The sequence below is a fragment of the Xenorhabdus sp. TS4 genome, assembly GCF_014467265.1.
Classification (GTDB): domain Bacteria; phylum Pseudomonadota; class Gammaproteobacteria; order Enterobacterales; family Enterobacteriaceae; genus Xenorhabdus; species Xenorhabdus ehlersii.
This window is the reverse complement of the sequence record NZ_NKHQ01000006.1, coordinates 90,081-105,097: the sequence shown is the minus strand read 5'-3', so window position 1 is coordinate 105,097 and position 15,017 is coordinate 90,081. Positions and strand designations below refer to the sequence as shown.

The window sequence follows — 15,017 nt, the reverse complement described above, 5'->3', positions numbered from 1 at the left end:
TAATTAAATATAAAAACCAAATTAGCGCCGCGTAAACTCATCCATTTCCACCAAAATGAGTAACGCAGCGTTCCCTCCCCACTCTTTGGGGGCTTGATGGAAAGCAATAATATCAGGATGTTGGGCAAGCCATAGCGGGGTTTGTTGTTTGAGAATGTGTTTACCGTGTCCATGCATAACGCAGGCACAATAGACATGCTCACGACGACAGGCAGCGATTAATGCCCCAATTTCTTGTTTGGCCTGTAACTGAGTTAGCCCATGTAAATCCAGAAAAAGTTCAGGGGAATAATCTCCACGACGCAATTTCTTTAATTCATAATGACTGGCATCTTCCCGAATGTAACGAGTCGGGCCTTCCATATCCAAATTTGGCTGGAACTCATCGGAAAAATAGTAACTGGCATCAGCTTGTTCTTGCATTAAGCGTTCAGGGGCAACATGGTTGATTTTTTTTCTTTTCGGGGGATGGGAAACCGTATCTTGCGTAATACGACGGGTTCCTGTAACAGACGTTCTGAATAGACTGATGTCTTCTGAGTTTAATTGATATTTCTTCTTCATTACACATTCATTTACTCACACTTTTGGCAAGTGTACATGATTTTTTGTGATTTTTCCTGGCAGTTATCATTTTAAGTAACAAATCGTTCACAAAATGATTTGACAATTATGTTTGGTTATAAAATAAATGTATATACAACATGAGTTCTGATACAAACGAGAAAAATAACAGGATAGTACAATGTCGATTGAACTAAGAGACACTGATGTTATATGGCGCAATGTCAAACTTGCCACAATGAACCCTGCAATTAAAAACGTTGATGGTGAAAGTTATTACGGCATGTTAGAACAGCATGACCTTATTGTGCGGGATGAAAAAATCTTAGCGATTTTGCCGACAGATAGTGTACCCGCCAATCAATGTAAAATCATTGACGCAGAACAGCGCTTGATCACACCTGGCTTAATCGATTGCCACACTCACTTAGTTTTTGGTGGCAATAGAGCCTCTGAGTGGGAACAACGCCTGAATGGGGTTTCTTATGAAGAAATTAGCGCCAAAGGGGGAGGTATTAATTCCACAGTTAATGCCACCCGCAATAGTTCGGCTCAACAGTTGGAAAACGTATCCCAGAAGCGTCTCAATGCATTGATGGCCGAAGGGGTGACAACGATTGAGATGAAATCAGGTTATGGGTTGGATCTGGCAAATGAAGAAAAACAATTGAAGGTTGTGCGGGCATTGGCACAGAAAAATCCCATCGAAATTAGCCCAACATTACTTTCTGCCCATGCTGTCCCACCTGAATATAAACATGATCCTGATGCCTATATTGATTTAGTTTGTGACTCCATCCTGCCTACTCTTTGGCAAAAACAGTTATTCGACGCTGTAGATGTATTCTGTGAAACAGTTGGTTTCACTTTGAATCAGACCAAACGCTTTTTTGAAACCGCAAAACGCTTAAATATTCCCGTAAAAGGTCATGTTGAGCAACTTTCCAATTTGGGAGGAAGTGAACTGGTTGCTGAATATCAAGGTTTATCCGTTGATCATATTGAGCATTTGGATGAAAAGGGTATTGAAGCCATTAGCCGTAGTGGAACAGTAGCAGTGTTATTGCCGGGGGCATTTTATTTTCTGAGAGAAACTCAACGTCCTCCTATTGCATTATTGCGTCAATATGGTGTTCCAATGGCTATTTCAACAGATTTTAATCCCGGTACGAGTCCTTTTGCTTCCTTGCGCCTGATTATGAATATGGCTTGTGTACAATTTGGCTTGACACCAGAAGAAGCTTGGCGAGGAGTGACTATTCATGCAGCTCAGGCACTGGGACGAGCGGATAGTCACGGTCAATTAGCGGCAGGTTTTATAGCGGACTTTGTCGTTTGGGATGCCCAGAATCCAGTTGATATTTTATATGAACTGGGACATAACCCGTTGGTTTATCGTATTTATCATGGTGAAATCACGCATCGTGATGACTTAAATGGCTTTAATTAATGGTGGTGAGGGAAAAAATATGAATTTATGGCATCCAACATCAGAAAACATTTGGCAAGGGCGCAATGATCTTGCAGAAGCCAATAACGCCTTACGTCTATTCCAGACAATAAAACAGCCGGCCAGTTTTTCTCCAGCTGAATTTCCTCATCATATTGCGCTATTGGGATTTGAATGTGATGAAGGCGTTAAACTTAATCAGGGACGTCCGGGAGCGAAGTTAGGACCAGAATATTTGCGCCAATCCTTGGCAAACCTGGCGAGTTATGATGGTCATGATAGATTGGTGGATTTGGGAAATATTCGCGCTAATTCTGGGGAATTGAGTGAAGCACAGCAGGCACTCAGTGATGCTGTCTATGAATGCCAGCAGCATAATATGAAAACGCTGATTTTTGGCGGTGGGCATGAAACGGCTTTTGCTCATGGGATGGGAATTTACCGTGCGTTTTCGGAGCAGCGTGTCGGTATCATCAATTTTGATGCCCACTTGGATCTGAGAAATTCGCCGCAGCCTACATCAGGAACCCCATTTCGGCAACTTGCGCATTACTGCCAGCAACATCAGCGTCCATTTAATTACAGTTGTGTTGGCGCCAGCTTGGCATCAAATACCCAGGCATTACTGGATGAGGCTAATCATCTTGATGTCACCATTATTTGGGATACCCACTGTGTTGAATCCATGTTGGATAAGGTACAGAAGCAATTACAAGATATCATTAATCAGGTTGATATCATTTATATGACTATCGATTTGGATGTGCTGCCAATTTGGCAAATGCCAGCCGTTTCTGCACCTGCGGCGTTGGGAGTTCCGCTGGAGCGTTTATTGCCATTAGTTCAACTCATCTGTCAGAGCAAAAAATTGCAAGCCGTAGATTTAGTTGAGCTTAACCCTTTATATGATATCCAGGGAATGGGAGGGAAAGCGGCGGCTCGCCTTGCATGGCAGTTGGTGCATTGGTGGAATAAATAGGCTGGTGGGAAGAGTAGAAAGTGAGAAGGAAGGAATAGTGACAGACGATTTACCAGATATATATACCAAGCCAGTACCTTTATATGCAAAAGTTAAACAAGCGATTATTGAAAAGATCTATACAGGGGAATGGAAACCGCATGATCGGATTCCTTCGGAAGCGGAATTGGTCAGGCAATTTAACTGTAGTCGCATGACGGCTAACCGGGCATTAAGGGAGCTAACGGCAGAAGGTTTTCTATTCCGTCTGCAAGGGGTGGGTTCGTTTGTCTCTGAGCCGAAAGGACAATCTGCGTTATTTGAAATTCACAGTATTGCAGATGAAATTGCTTCCCGCTCTAACCGACATAGTTGCAAGGTGTTGAAACTCGCTGAAGTGAGCGCCAATATGACTCAGGCTGAGGAATTCAGTATTGCAGTAGGTGCGCCGCTCTACCATTCCATTATTGTACATTATGAAAATGATGTACCTGTGCAAATTGAAGATCGCTTTGTCAATGTTCAGGCAGCACCGGAATATTTGCGGCAAGATTTCCGTCAGCAAACGGCCCATGATTATTTATCCCAGGTAGCGCCATTGACAGAAGGGGAACATATCGTTGAAGCCGTGGCGGGAGATGCCCTCTCTTGTCGGTTATTACAAATTGAGGCAAATACGCCCTGTTTGTTAATCAGCCGACGAACCTGGTCGAGAGAATTTATTGTTTCCAGTGCCAGGTTATTGTTTCCTGGGTATCGATATAAATTGAAAGGGCGTTTTAGTTCATAGTTCCCTAATGGAGCTACAAAAAATCAGGCTGCAAAAACCTCTTTTTTCCTTTGGGGAGAAGAGGTTTTTCATTAGTCCTTGTAACAATAATGTAAAATCAATGTGATGTTAAACACAAAACCAGCAAAAATATTTCCCTGTTTATCACGAAATAAATCAATATCATCTTTTTGATTTTCATCAAAAAAATATTTTACCCGCATCATTAACTTTATCTCCGTCACATTTTTGCCTATTGAACGTACATGTATATACAACTATACAATTAATAAAATTCACAACGATGAGATAGGAAAAAACCGTGACGACGCAAAATAATAAATTCAGCAACGTAACCATTCGCGCTCCCAGAGGGACGCAACTGACAGCAAAAAGTTGGCTAACCGAAGCACCACTTCGTATGCTCATGAATAACCTTGATCCCGATGTGGCGGAAAATCCCTGTGAATTGGTGGTGTATGGTGGCATTGGTCGTGCAGCCAGAAACTGGGAATGCTATGAAAAAATCGTTGAAACCTTAAAGAATCTGGAAAATGACGAAACCCTGCTGGTGCAATCCGGTAAACCTGTGGGGGTGTTCAAAACCCATGAGAATGCCCCGCGTGTATTAATTGCCAACTCGAATTTGGTGCCACACTGGGCGACATGGGAACATTTTAACGAATTGGATGCCAAAGGGCTGGCTATGTATGGCCAGATGACAGCCGGTAGTTGGATTTACATTGGCAGTCAGGGCATTGTTCAGGGAACTTACGAAACTTTTGTCGAAGCAGGCCGCCAACACTACAACGGCAACTTGACCGGACGTTGGATACTGACGGCGGGTTTGGGCGGTATGGGCGGTGCCCAGCCACTGGCTGCGACATTGGCAGGTGCCTCTTCATTAACCATAGAGTGCCAACAAAGTCGCATTGACTTTCGTCTGCGTACCAAATACGTGGATGAGCAGGCCGTTGATCTGGATGATGCTTTGGCGCGTATTGAACGTTATACCCAGGAAGGTAAAGCAATCTCGATAGCATTGTGTGGTAATGCTTCAGAGATTTTACCTGAGCTGGTACGCCGTGGCGTGCGTCCTGATATGGTAACAGACCAAACCAGTGCCCATGATCCATTACACGGTTACTTGCCGGCTGGTTGGACATGGGAAGCGTATTGCCGCCGTGCCGAAAGTGAGCCAGAAGTGGTGATCCAAGCGGCAAAAGCGTCAATGGCCGCACATGTTGAAGCTATGTTGGCCTTTCAGGAACAGGGTATACCTACCTTCGATTATGGCAATAATATCCGCCAAATGGCGAAAGAGGTGGGTATTGAACACGCTTTTGATTTTCCTGGCTTTGTTCCCGCTTACATTCGCCCGCTGTTCTGTCGAGGCATAGGACCTTTCCGTTGGGCGGCGCTTTCCGGTGATCCTGAGGATATTTATAAAACTGACGCCAAGGTAAAAGAACTGTTGCCGAATGATGCCCATTTACACCGCTGGTTAGATATGGCGAGAGAGCGCATCAGTTTCCAAGGCTTGCCTGCACGTATTTGTTGGGTAGGGTTGGGAGATCGTGCCAAATTAGGTTTAGCATTCAATGAAATGGTTCGCCGAGGGGAACTTTCTGCACCAATCGTGATTGGCCGTGATCATTTGGATTCTGGCTCTGTCGCCAGCCCTAATCGTGAAACTGAATCCATGCAAGATGGTTCTGACGCTGTTTCTGATTGGCCATTACTGAATGCCTTACTGAATACGGCTGGTGGTGCAACATGGGTTTCCCTGCATCATGGTGGTGGCGTTGGTATGGGATTCTCTCAACATTCTGGCATGGTCATTGTTTGTGATGGAACTGATGAAGCTGCTGAGCGCATTGCCCGTGTATTACACAATGATCCGGCAACGGGCGTTATGCGTCATGCTGATGCGGGCTATGAATTGGCTATCCAGTGTGCGAAAGAGCAGGGGCTAAACCTGCCAATGTTAAACCTGCCAGTGACTGATGCGAAATAAGGAGCGTTGTTAAAATGAAAAATATTACTATTCATCCGGGAAAAATGACGCTTGAAGAATTACGTCATGTTTATCAGCATCCTGTTCACATTAGTTTGGACGAACACTGTTTCCCTGCCATTGAAGGTAGTGTTGCTTGTGTGAATCGCATTATCAGTGAAAATAAAACGGCTTACGGTATCAATACCGGTTTTGGTTTGCTCGCGAATACCCGTATTGCAGAGCAGGATTTGGAAGAGTTGCAGCGTTCTATCGTGTTGTCACATGCGGCGGGAGTGGGTGAACCTCTGCCGGATGAAATTGTCCGCTTGATTATGGTGTTGAAAATTAATAGCCTTGCCCGTGGTTATTCTGGCATTCGTCTGGAAGTCATTCAGGGACTGATTGCCTTGGTCAACGCTGAGGTTTATCCCTGTATTCCAAGCAAAGGTTCGGTAGGGGCTTCCGGTGACTTAGCACCCTTGGCGCATATGAGCTTGTTATTGTTGGGCGAAGGTAAAGCCCGTTATCGTGGTGAATGGTTACCGGCAAAAGAGGCACTGGAAAAAGCAGGACTTGAGCCGATGTGTCTTGTCGCAAAAGAAGGTTTGGCACTGCTCAACGGTACGCAGGCTTCTACCGCTTTTGCCTTAAAAGGGCTATTTGCCGCAGAAGATTTACTCGCATCAGCGATTGTTTGTGGCGCCATGTCTGTTGAAGCCGCTCTTGGCTCCCGTAAACCCTTTGATGCCCGTATCCATGAAGTACGTGGACAGAAAGGCCAGATTGATGTGGCAGCCCTTTACCGTTTGATATTGGAAGAACAAAGTGAGATTTGTGAATCCCATAAAAACTGCCCGAAAGTTCAGGATCCTTATTCATTGCGCTGCCAGCCACAAGTGATGGGGGCTTGTTTAACCCAAATCCGCCATGCTGCTGATGTTATTATGGTTGAAGCCAATGCAGTCTCTGATAACCCACTGGTATTTACCGAAGAAGATGAGGTGATTTCTGGTGGTAATTTCCACGCGGAACCCGTCGCTATGGCATCAGATAATCTGGCTATTGCTTTGGCAGAAATCGGCTCATTGTCAGAACGTCGCATTGCCTTGCTGATGGATAGCAATATGTCCCAGTTGCCACCATTCTTAGTTGAAAACAGCGGTGTTAACTCTGGTTTCATGATTGCACAGGTGACGGCGGCTGCGCTGGCAAGTGAAAACAAGGCACTGGCGCATCCTTCCAGTGTCGATAGTCTGCCGACATCTGCCAATCAAGAAGATCACGTTTCAATGGCACCCGCAGCGGGCCGTCGCCTGTGGGAGATGGCAGATAACGTGCGTGGGATCTTAGCAATTGAATGGTTGACAGCTTGCCAGGGCATGGATTTCCGTCATGGCTTGAAGAGTAGTCCGGTATTAGAAAAAGCTCGCCATATTCTTCGTGATAAAGTTACACATTATGATAAAGACCGCTTTTTTGCTCCGGATATTGATGTAACAATTCAGTTGTTGGCCGAGCAGCAACTTTCTGCTTTGTTGCCTGCTGGGAATATCTTAGAAAACTAAGTACAAACACATCGTTTTAGGCCGGATAAAATCCGGCCTTATCGTAGTATTTATCTCTTCCAATCTAATAATAAAAGACATAAGGATAAATCATGCAAAACATTTCACAACTCAAGCGCGGGTTAAGCGTTCGCCACATTCGGTTTATGGCTCTGGGTTCGGCAATTGGCACAGGTCTTTTCTATGGTTCGGCAGGCGCTATTAAAGCCGCAGGACCGGCGGTATTGCTGGCTTATGCCATTGGTGGTGCAGCCGTTTTTATGGTCATGCGGGCATTGGGGGAAATGGCGGTACATCGCTCTGCACCTGGCTCTTTCTCTTATTATGCCACCCAATACTTAGGGCCATTGGCAGGTTTTCTGACCGGATGGACTTACGTCTTTGAAATGCTGGTTGTTTGTCTTGCTGACGTCACCGCATTTGGCATCTATATGAAGCTCTGGTTTCCCCATGTTGACCAGTGGATTTGGGTTCTTGGCATTGTCTTTTTTATTGGCGCAATCAACCTATGTAACGTCAAGGTATTTGGTGAAATGGAATTTTGGCTGTCTATCATCAAAGTTGCTGCGATTATCGCCATGATTGTCGGTGGTTTTGCCATCATGATGTATGGGTTTGGTCAGGAAGCAGGGCATGTCACAGGCCTGTCGAATTTATGGGAACATGGTGGATTTATGCCAAACGGCATAGCGGGGGTAATTGCTTCGTTTACAGTCGTTATGTTTGCCTTTGGTGGCATTGAAGTCATCGGCATCACGGCCAGTGAAGCTAAAAATCCAGAAAAATCTATCCCACGTGCGATCAATGCGGTTCCGTTCCGTATCTTACTGTTTTATGTTCTTACACTGTTTGTTTTGATGTGCATTTATCCGTGGAATCAAGTGGGACAAAATGGCAGCCCATTTGTCCAGATCTTCTCCAGCCTGGGAATTGATTCCGCAGCCAATATTTTAAATATTGTCGTGATTACCGCTGCAATTTCCGCGATCAACAGTGATATTTTTGGTGCCGGACGGATGATGTATGGCATGGCACAGGAAAAACAGGCACCAGCTTCTTTTACCCAACTGACTAAAAACGGAGTACCGTGGGTTACGGTGCTGGCAATGTCTGGGATCTTGTTGGTGGGCGTCCTTTTGAATTATTTGTTGCCGGAAAAAGTTTTCGTCATCATTGCTTCCATCGCAACATTTGCAACCGTTTGGGTATGGCTGATGATTTTGCTGTCACAATATGTTATGCGCCGAAAAATGCCGGCAGAGGAGGCCAAGCAACTTAAATTCCCCGTTCCCTTCTGGCCTGTTGCGCCGACTTTAGCCATTGCTTTTATGGCATTTGTTATTGTGGTATTAGGCTATTTCCCTAATACCCGGATTGCATTATACGTAGGGATAGTATGGATAGTATTATTGACTATCAGCTATTATTTATGGGTAAAAAAACCAAGTCATGGTTAACCCTCCCATACGACCTTATGTATTTTGTGAATACAATTTCATCCTAAGATAACTCAGTGTTAAGAAAGCTGATTTGTGTTCTGGATCATGGCAAACTAACGAGTTGATATATCTTTTTTGTTGTTTGGAGGTGTTTTTTGGATAAGATTTTAGTCGATGAGGCTGTTGCAGAGCTGCGTACTATTTTAGATATGTTGCGTTGGTCTACTAGCCGTTTTAGCGAATCGGATATCTATTGTGGACATACTGCATGTAATCCGTGGGACGAGGCTTTGCAATTAGTTCTCCCCTCATTGCGTTTGCCTATGGATGTCCCTGATTCAATGATGGCTTCACGCCTGACATCAACAGAGCGTCAACGTATCGTGGAACTTGTCTTACGTCGTATTAATGAACGTATTCCTGTTGCTTATTTGATAAATCGAGCTTGGTTCTGTGGTCATGAATTTTATGTCGATGAGCGAGTTTTGATTCCACGTTCACTGATTAGAGATGTGATTGAAAACCATTTTGAAGGACTTATCTCACGTCAGCCATCGACAATTTTGGATCTTTGTACAGGAAGCGGTTGTATTGCAATCGCCTGTGCCCATGCCTTCCCAGAAGCCGAAGTTGATGCTGTTGATATTTCTCCAGATGCTTTGGAAGTTGCAGAAATAAATATAGAGAATCATAAGCTTTCTCACCGTGTAATCCCGATTCGTTCAGATCTATTTCATGATATACCATCGGTGAAATACGACATCATTGTCACTAACCCTCCTTATGTCGATGAAGAAGATATGAGTGATTTTCCTCAGGAATACGATCATGAACCTGAATTAGCCATGGCTGCAGGTATTGACGGGTTGGATTTGGTTCGTCGTATTCTGGCAACTGCCCCGGATTTCCTTTCAGAAGATGGAATACTGGTATGTGAAGTAGGTAACAGTATGGTACACCTGATTGAGCAATACCCTGAAGTACCATTCAAATGGCTGACATTCGAACATGATTATGGTGATGGTGTTTTCGTGCTGACTCGCCAGCAGCTTGTTGAATATCACGAATATTTCCAGCAATTCAAAGACTGATATTTTTTCATTCATCCAATGGTTAAAACAGATATTTCATAATTGTATCTATATCCAGTGGATTTCGAGTAGCAGCTAGCAATATTGTTGCTCGAAAGATTAAGGATAAAAGGCAAATAAAATTACTGAAATAAGATAGGTTTTAATCATTGGGTGAGTTATTGTTATTCGATCTCATTTGTAACGCATAAATAATGATGGCAGGGTAAGAATGGCAGGAAATAGTATTGGACAGTTTTTTCGTGTCACCACATTTGGTGAATCTCACGGGATCGCACTGGGATGCGTTGTCGATGGTGTTCCACCGGGTATTGCTATTACAGAAGCTGATTTGCAAATCGATTTAGACAGGCGTCGTCCGGGAACTTCCCGTTATACGACGCAGCGTCGTGAACCCGATCAAGTTCGCATTCTTTCTGGTGTTTTTAACGGCGTGACAACCGGTACTAGCATTGGCCTGATGATTGAAAACACCGATCAGCGTTCACAAGATTACAGTGCAATTAAAGATGTTTTCCGCCCTGGCCATGCTGACTATACCTACGAACAGAAATATGGGGTGCGTGATTACCGTGGTGGCGGGCGTTCATCTGCCCGTGAAACCGCTATGCGCGTTGCAGCAGGGGCAATTGCTAAAAAATATCTACTCGAAAAACACGGTATTCTTATTCGTGCTTGCCTGACTCAGATGGGTGATATTCATTGTGAACTGAAAGATTGGGATCTTGTTGAACAGAATCCTTTTTTCTGCCCGGATGCAAGTAAGTTGACTCAGCTTGATGAATTACTCCGTACATTGAAAAAAGAGGGGGATTCTATCGGTGCGAAAGTGAGTGTGGTTGCCGAAAACGTTCCTGCCGGATTGGGTGAACCGGTTTTTGACCGTTTGGATGCAGACATCGCTCATGCTTTGATGAGCATTAACGCGGTCAAAGGTGTTGAAATCGGTGAGGGTTTCGGTGTTATCAACTTACGTGGCAGCGAGAACCGCGATGAAATGACGACACAGGGATTTACCAGTAACCATGCAGGCGGCATTTTAGGCGGAATTAGCAGTAGTCAGCCAATTATTGCGCATATCGCCTTGAAACCAACATCCAGCATTATGGTGCCAGGCAGAACTATCAATCGTCAGGGAGAAGAAGTGGATATGGTAACTCGCGGCCGCCACGATCCTTGTGTTGGTATTCGTGCCGTACCTATCGCAGAAGCAATGATGGCAATTGTACTGATGGATCACTTACTGCGCCAGCGGGCACAATGTGCTGATGTGATATCATCACTTCCACGCTGGTAATTAGGGAAGAGGCTCCTGATACCCGCTTTGGTTGGTGCTGAAAGGTATCATGAGAATAGGCAAGCAGTTTTCTGGTGAAATGCATAATGGAATGGTCATTATTGGGGCCGGAAATTTACGGTTTCCTCTTTTTAGTTGCGATGGTGGCAGGGTTTATCGATTCCATTGCCGGAGGTGGTGGATTATTGACCATCCCTGCGTTGCTATCGGTGGGCGTTTCTCCTGTCCAAGCGCTGGCAACAAGTAAGTTACAGGCTATAGGTAGCTCTTTCTCTGCCAGCCTCTATTTTATCCGCCGTGGCGTAGTGGATTTGCGTTCCCAGCGTTTTGCTATCTTCATGACGATAATTGGCGCCATGTTAGGAGCTTTGCTGGTTCAATTTATCTCACCGGATTTTTTGCGTTATTTATTGCCGGCATTAGTGATCATTATCGGCGTTTATTTCCTATTGGTGCCGAATATTGGGGCAGAAGATCGGCAACATCGTCTTGGTCCAATTGCGTTTGGTTGCCTTGCCGGATGTGGTATTGGTTTTTACGATGGCGTGTTTGGGCCAGGGACGGGATCTTTTTTTGCACTCTCTTATGTCATGCTTTGTGGCTACAATTTGGCAAAAGCAACGGCTCATGCCAAGGTACTGAACTTTGCATCTAACATCGGAGCCTTAGGATTCTTTGTTCTTGGCGGACAGATCTTATGGCTGGCGGGAGTTGTGATGTTGGTAGGACAAATAATCGGTGCGCGATTTGGGGCGAGTTTAGTACTGAGCAAAGGGAAGAAACTTATTCGTCCGCTGTTGGTGACAATTTCCTTTTTGATGAGCATCAAACTTCTTTATGATCATCACGGAGATACAGTCCGTTCTTGGCTGGCATTTTATTTTTGATTTAGGATCTGGCATTAATACATGACCGCACATCATTATCAGCAACTGATTGAAATTTTTGATAATTGCTTTAGCAATGACTATAACACCCGTTTGATAAAAGGTGATGATGAGCCGATTTATCTGCCTGCAGATGATGAAGTTAACTATAACCGGATAGTGTTTGCCCACGGATTTTATGCCAGTGGATTACATGAAATTTCTCATTGGTGCATTGCGGGTGAAGAGCGTCGCAAACTGATCGATTTTGGTTACTGGTATTGCCCTGATGGGCGCGATGCCCAAACTCAGGAGAAGTTTGAAAAGGTGGAGATTAAACCACAATCGCTGGAGTGGTTATTCTGTATAGCAGCGGGGTTTCCCTTTAATATCAGTTGTGACAACCTTGAAGGCGATTTTGAGCCGGATCGCCTGGCTTTTCAGCAGAAAGTGCATGCGCAAGTCATGCAATACCTTGAAAATGGGATACCCGCACGAGCTGAACGCTTTATTCAAGGTCTGCAATCGTTCTACAATACGCCTCCATTAAAAGCAGAGCATTTTCCTTATCCGGAAGATCTCTTTGCTAACAGAAATTGATTTTGAGGAAAAAATAATGCTCGCAGAGTTTGAAACACGTATTCTGGCGCAAATTGATGATATGGTTGAACAGGCCAGTGATGATGAATTATTTGCTGGTGGTTACCTCCGCGGGCATCTGACATTAGCTGTTGCTGAATTAGAGCAAGAAGGTGCAAACACTATCGAACAGCTCCATCAGCGTGTTGAAGAAAGCATCCACAAAGCAATTAAAGTGGGAGAACTGACTCCACCGGATCAGATTTTGGTTTTGGCAACTTGGCAAAAATTGCTGAATGGTGCAAAAGATTAATTCTTTGATATAAAAATAACTTTATTTAGGGCTATTCATGTAGCCCTTTATTTTTGCTTTAACTGAGTAACTTCCCATCTTCAGTTACAAAAAAACTCGTAGTGCTTCTCAATAATGAGAATAAATAGTGATAATTAAATCTTTATTGATCTTTTTATAGTAAATATAAAGTACAGTAATTTGGTTGTTAAATCTATCCTACATGTGTTTTTAATTATTTACAATTAAAATGATTAGGGTGTTAATATGTTTAATATGAATATAATGCGGTGGACAAAATAATGAAATTCTATTTATTGTTGTTATTTAAAAAGGTTTTTTACTTGCTATCTAAATAATGTATAAATGTGTTCTGTTTTAACGGTTGTTAATATAATTATTTTATTATTTATTTTTATTAATCATGTTATTAATAGAACAACTGATGATTAAAATAAGTAGAGATGCTAAAGTTTTGACAATGATATGTTGGAAAATGAAGTGATTTTTACCTGATTAACTAACGGAAAACCATAAATAATAAGAGGTTGATATGCAATAAGATATCTCTGGTATATGGACAAATCCTTGTTCAGAACAAATGAACAGTAATAATGATGGTAATTCCGCACTAAAAGACTGATGGAGTAGGTGAAATATTGCTAAATAAAAAATCAGTAAAATTTTATATTAACAAAACAGATAAATTTCCCTTGGAAAGTCAAAATCAGAAAAGGATTATTCAGGAAATAGTGGCATGAAGCTGGAAAATAATTTTGTTCAGAGTGGTTACAGAGATCATACTGAAAGTAACAAAATACTTTTGTTACCTGAATCGATAAATTCTGACTCATTAAAATTTGCTGAGAAAAAAGTGATGAATACAACACTGGAAAAAAGGGTTGAAAATCTGGAATCAGACGTTGCTCAAATAAAAATGGATGTTGCTGTTATAAAATCAAATTATGCAACAAAAGCGGATATTGAGTCTATTAATGTATTGATTAATAAAGAAATATCTTCTATGCGTGGAAATATATTACCCTTGCAGAATAATATGGGATCTGTAAGCAATAATATATCGACTTTGCAGAAGGATATGGTAGCTGTACGTAGCGATATATCGACTTTGCAGAAGGATATGGTAGCTGTACGTAGCGATATATCGACTTTGCAGAAGGATATGGTAGCTGTACGTAGTGATATATCGACTTTGCAGAAGGATATGGTAGCTGTACGTAGTGATATATCGACTTTGCAGAAGGATATGGTAGCTGTACGTAGCGATATATCGACTTTGCAGAAGGATATGGTAGTTGTACGTAGTGATATATCGACTTTGCAGAAGGATATGGTAGCTGTACGTAGCGATATATCGACTTTGCAGAAGGATATGGTAGTTGTACGTAGTGACATATCGACTTTGCAGAAGGATATGGTAGTTGTACGTAGTGATATATCATCTATACATCAGAAAATATCAACTGTAAGTGAGGAGCTATCCAATAAAATAGTTGCTCAAACTAAATGGATGGTAACAATAATGTTTGGTTTTTCTGGTGCCATTATTGCAGCAATGAGGTTTATGATTTGAATACAATGTCTTCTATTCGCTTAACACAAAAATCAGATGTAACTCATTTACCCGCAATAGAACATTCTGCTGCGAAATTATTTAGGTTTATATCTGAACTGGCTTGGATAGTTGATGGTTATGTGCAAACGGAGCAGCAACATTTGGACTATATTATGCAAGGCAATAGCTGGGTTGCCCTTAACGAAAACTCTTGTCCTATTGGTTTTATTTTAGCTAAGCCATTAGATGATGGGTTACATATTATGGAGCTTTCTGTGCATGAAAATTGGCAGAGAAAAGGTATCGGAAGGGCATTGATTGAAAAAGTCATTCAGGTTGCTGAACAACGCCATCTTAACGCTGTGACATTAACAACTTTTCGTTATGTTAATTGGAACGCACCCTTTTACCATAAATTGGGATTTGAGATCTTAGATTCGCAGCAACTTTCTGTGTCATTGCAGCAAATACTACAAAGTGAAATTGATGATGGATTTGCTGAAGAACAACGTTGTGCAATGAGACGTTTGCTTACTATGACCACCATACCTAAATAACATACTGAATTTGAA

At 42.8% G+C, this 15,017-nt stretch carries 14 protein-coding genes; 13 read left to right on the top strand and 1 reads right to left on the bottom strand.

Annotated elements, in window-relative coordinates; translation table 11 throughout:
* Nucleotides 1-21 precede the first annotated feature (21 nt).
* Nucleotides 22-564: an endonuclease SmrB gene (smrB, locus tag Xets_RS04600; protein WP_099132046.1), complete on the bottom strand. Its 543-nt coding sequence runs from the start codon at nt 562-564 to the stop codon at nt 22-24.
* 181 nt (nt 565-745) lie between these two features.
* Here smrB and hutI point away from each other — a divergent pair, with 181 nt between their 5' ends.
* The 13 genes from hutI to Xets_RS04535 all read left to right on the top strand — a co-directional run bounded on the left by hutI (nt 746) and on the right by Xets_RS04535 (nt 15,002).
* Nucleotides 746-2,014, top strand: a complete 1,269-nt coding sequence (gene hutI, locus Xets_RS04595; RefSeq protein WP_187651225.1) for an imidazolonepropionase — start codon at nt 746-748, stop codon at nt 2,012-2,014.
* A gap of 19 nt (nt 2,015-2,033) precedes the next feature.
* Nucleotides 2,034-2,993: a formimidoylglutamase gene (gene hutG, locus Xets_RS04590; protein WP_099132149.1), complete on the top strand. Its 960-nt coding sequence runs from the start codon at nt 2,034-2,036 to the stop codon at nt 2,991-2,993.
* 37 nt (nt 2,994-3,030) lie between these two features.
* Nucleotides 3,031-3,762 carry a histidine utilization repressor gene (hutC, locus tag Xets_RS04585; protein ID WP_370588204.1) on the top strand — a complete coding sequence of 244 codons (732 nt, stop codon included), beginning with the start codon at nt 3,031-3,033 and terminating at the stop codon, nt 3,760-3,762.
* A gap of 301 nt (nt 3,763-4,063) precedes the next feature.
* Nucleotides 4,064-5,758: a urocanate hydratase gene (gene hutU, locus Xets_RS04580; protein WP_099132043.1), complete on the top strand. Its 1,695-nt coding sequence runs from the start codon at nt 4,064-4,066 to the stop codon at nt 5,756-5,758.
* A 14-nt stretch (nt 5,759-5,772) separates the two neighbouring features.
* Nucleotides 5,773-7,305, top strand: a complete 1,533-nt coding sequence (hutH, locus tag Xets_RS04575; protein WP_099132042.1) for a histidine ammonia-lyase — start codon at nt 5,773-5,775, stop codon at nt 7,303-7,305.
* 92 nt (nt 7,306-7,397) lie between these two features.
* Nucleotides 7,398-8,762, top strand: coding sequence for an amino acid permease (locus Xets_RS04570; RefSeq protein ID WP_187651223.1), 1,365 nt, complete (start codon nt 7,398-7,400; stop codon nt 8,760-8,762).
* 137 nt (nt 8,763-8,899) lie between these two features.
* Complete coding sequence (prmB, locus tag Xets_RS04565; RefSeq protein ID WP_099132040.1) at nt 8,900-9,835, top strand: 50S ribosomal protein L3 N(5)-glutamine methyltransferase; 936 nt, start codon at nt 8,900-8,902, stop codon at nt 9,833-9,835.
* Between the two features lie 211 nt (nt 9,836-10,046).
* The gene (gene aroC, locus Xets_RS04560) at nt 10,047-11,132 is read left to right on the top strand and encodes a chorismate synthase (RefSeq protein WP_099132039.1); all 1,086 of its coding nucleotides are present in this window, start codon (nt 10,047-10,049) and stop codon (nt 11,130-11,132) included.
* Between the two features lie 86 nt (nt 11,133-11,218).
* On the top strand, nt 11,219-12,019 hold the full coding sequence (locus tag Xets_RS04555) for a sulfite exporter TauE/SafE family protein (RefSeq protein WP_099132038.1): 801 nt from the start codon (nt 11,219-11,221) through the stop codon (nt 12,017-12,019).
* A gap of 21 nt (nt 12,020-12,040) precedes the next feature.
* Nucleotides 12,041-12,598 (top strand): elongation factor P hydroxylase, encoded by a 558-nt coding sequence (locus Xets_RS04550; RefSeq protein WP_099132037.1) that lies wholly within the window; start codon nt 12,041-12,043, stop codon nt 12,596-12,598.
* Between the two features lie 16 nt (nt 12,599-12,614).
* A complete protein-coding gene (locus Xets_RS04545) occupies nt 12,615-12,890 on the top strand; it encodes a YfcL family protein (protein ID WP_099132036.1) in 276 nt (91 codons plus the stop codon).
* 736 nt (nt 12,891-13,626) lie between these two features.
* Nucleotides 13,627-14,463, top strand: a complete 837-nt coding sequence (locus Xets_RS04540; protein ID WP_099132035.1) for a hypothetical protein — start codon at nt 13,627-13,629, stop codon at nt 14,461-14,463.
* Nucleotides 14,464-14,468: 5 nt separating this feature from the next.
* Entirely contained in the window at nt 14,469-15,002 is a 534-nt protein-coding gene (locus tag Xets_RS04535) for a GNAT family N-acetyltransferase (RefSeq protein WP_099132034.1), read from the top strand.
* Nucleotides 15,003-15,017 lie beyond the last annotated feature (15 nt).

Bases quoted from the DNA above. Each gene is read 5' to 3' on its own strand.
- smrB (WP_099132046.1), bottom strand. From the start codon at position 564: ATGAAGAAGAAATATCAATTAAACTCAGAAGACATCAGTCTATTCAGA.
- hutI (WP_187651225.1), top strand. From the start codon at position 746: ATGTCGATTGAACTAAGAGACACTGATGTTATATGGCGCAATGTCAAA.
- hutG (WP_099132149.1), top strand. From the start codon at position 2,034: ATGAATTTATGGCATCCAACATCAGAAAACATTTGGCAAGGGCGCAAT.
- hutH (WP_099132042.1), top strand. From the start codon at position 5,773: ATGAAAAATATTACTATTCATCCGGGAAAAATGACGCTTGAAGAATTA.
- Xets_RS04570 (WP_187651223.1), top strand. From the start codon at position 7,398: ATGCAAAACATTTCACAACTCAAGCGCGGGTTAAGCGTTCGCCACATT.
- aroC (WP_099132039.1), top strand. From the start codon at position 10,047: ATGGCAGGAAATAGTATTGGACAGTTTTTTCGTGTCACCACATTTGGT.
- Xets_RS04555 (WP_099132038.1), top strand. From the start codon at position 11,219: ATGGAATGGTCATTATTGGGGCCGGAAATTTACGGTTTCCTCTTTTTA.
- Xets_RS04550 (WP_099132037.1), top strand. From the start codon at position 12,041: ATGACCGCACATCATTATCAGCAACTGATTGAAATTTTTGATAATTGC.
- Xets_RS04545 (WP_099132036.1), top strand. From the start codon at position 12,615: ATGCTCGCAGAGTTTGAAACACGTATTCTGGCGCAAATTGATGATATG.
- Xets_RS04540 (WP_099132035.1), top strand. From the start codon at position 13,627: ATGAAGCTGGAAAATAATTTTGTTCAGAGTGGTTACAGAGATCATACT.
- Xets_RS04535 (WP_099132034.1), top strand. From the start codon at position 14,469: ATGTCTTCTATTCGCTTAACACAAAAATCAGATGTAACTCATTTACCC.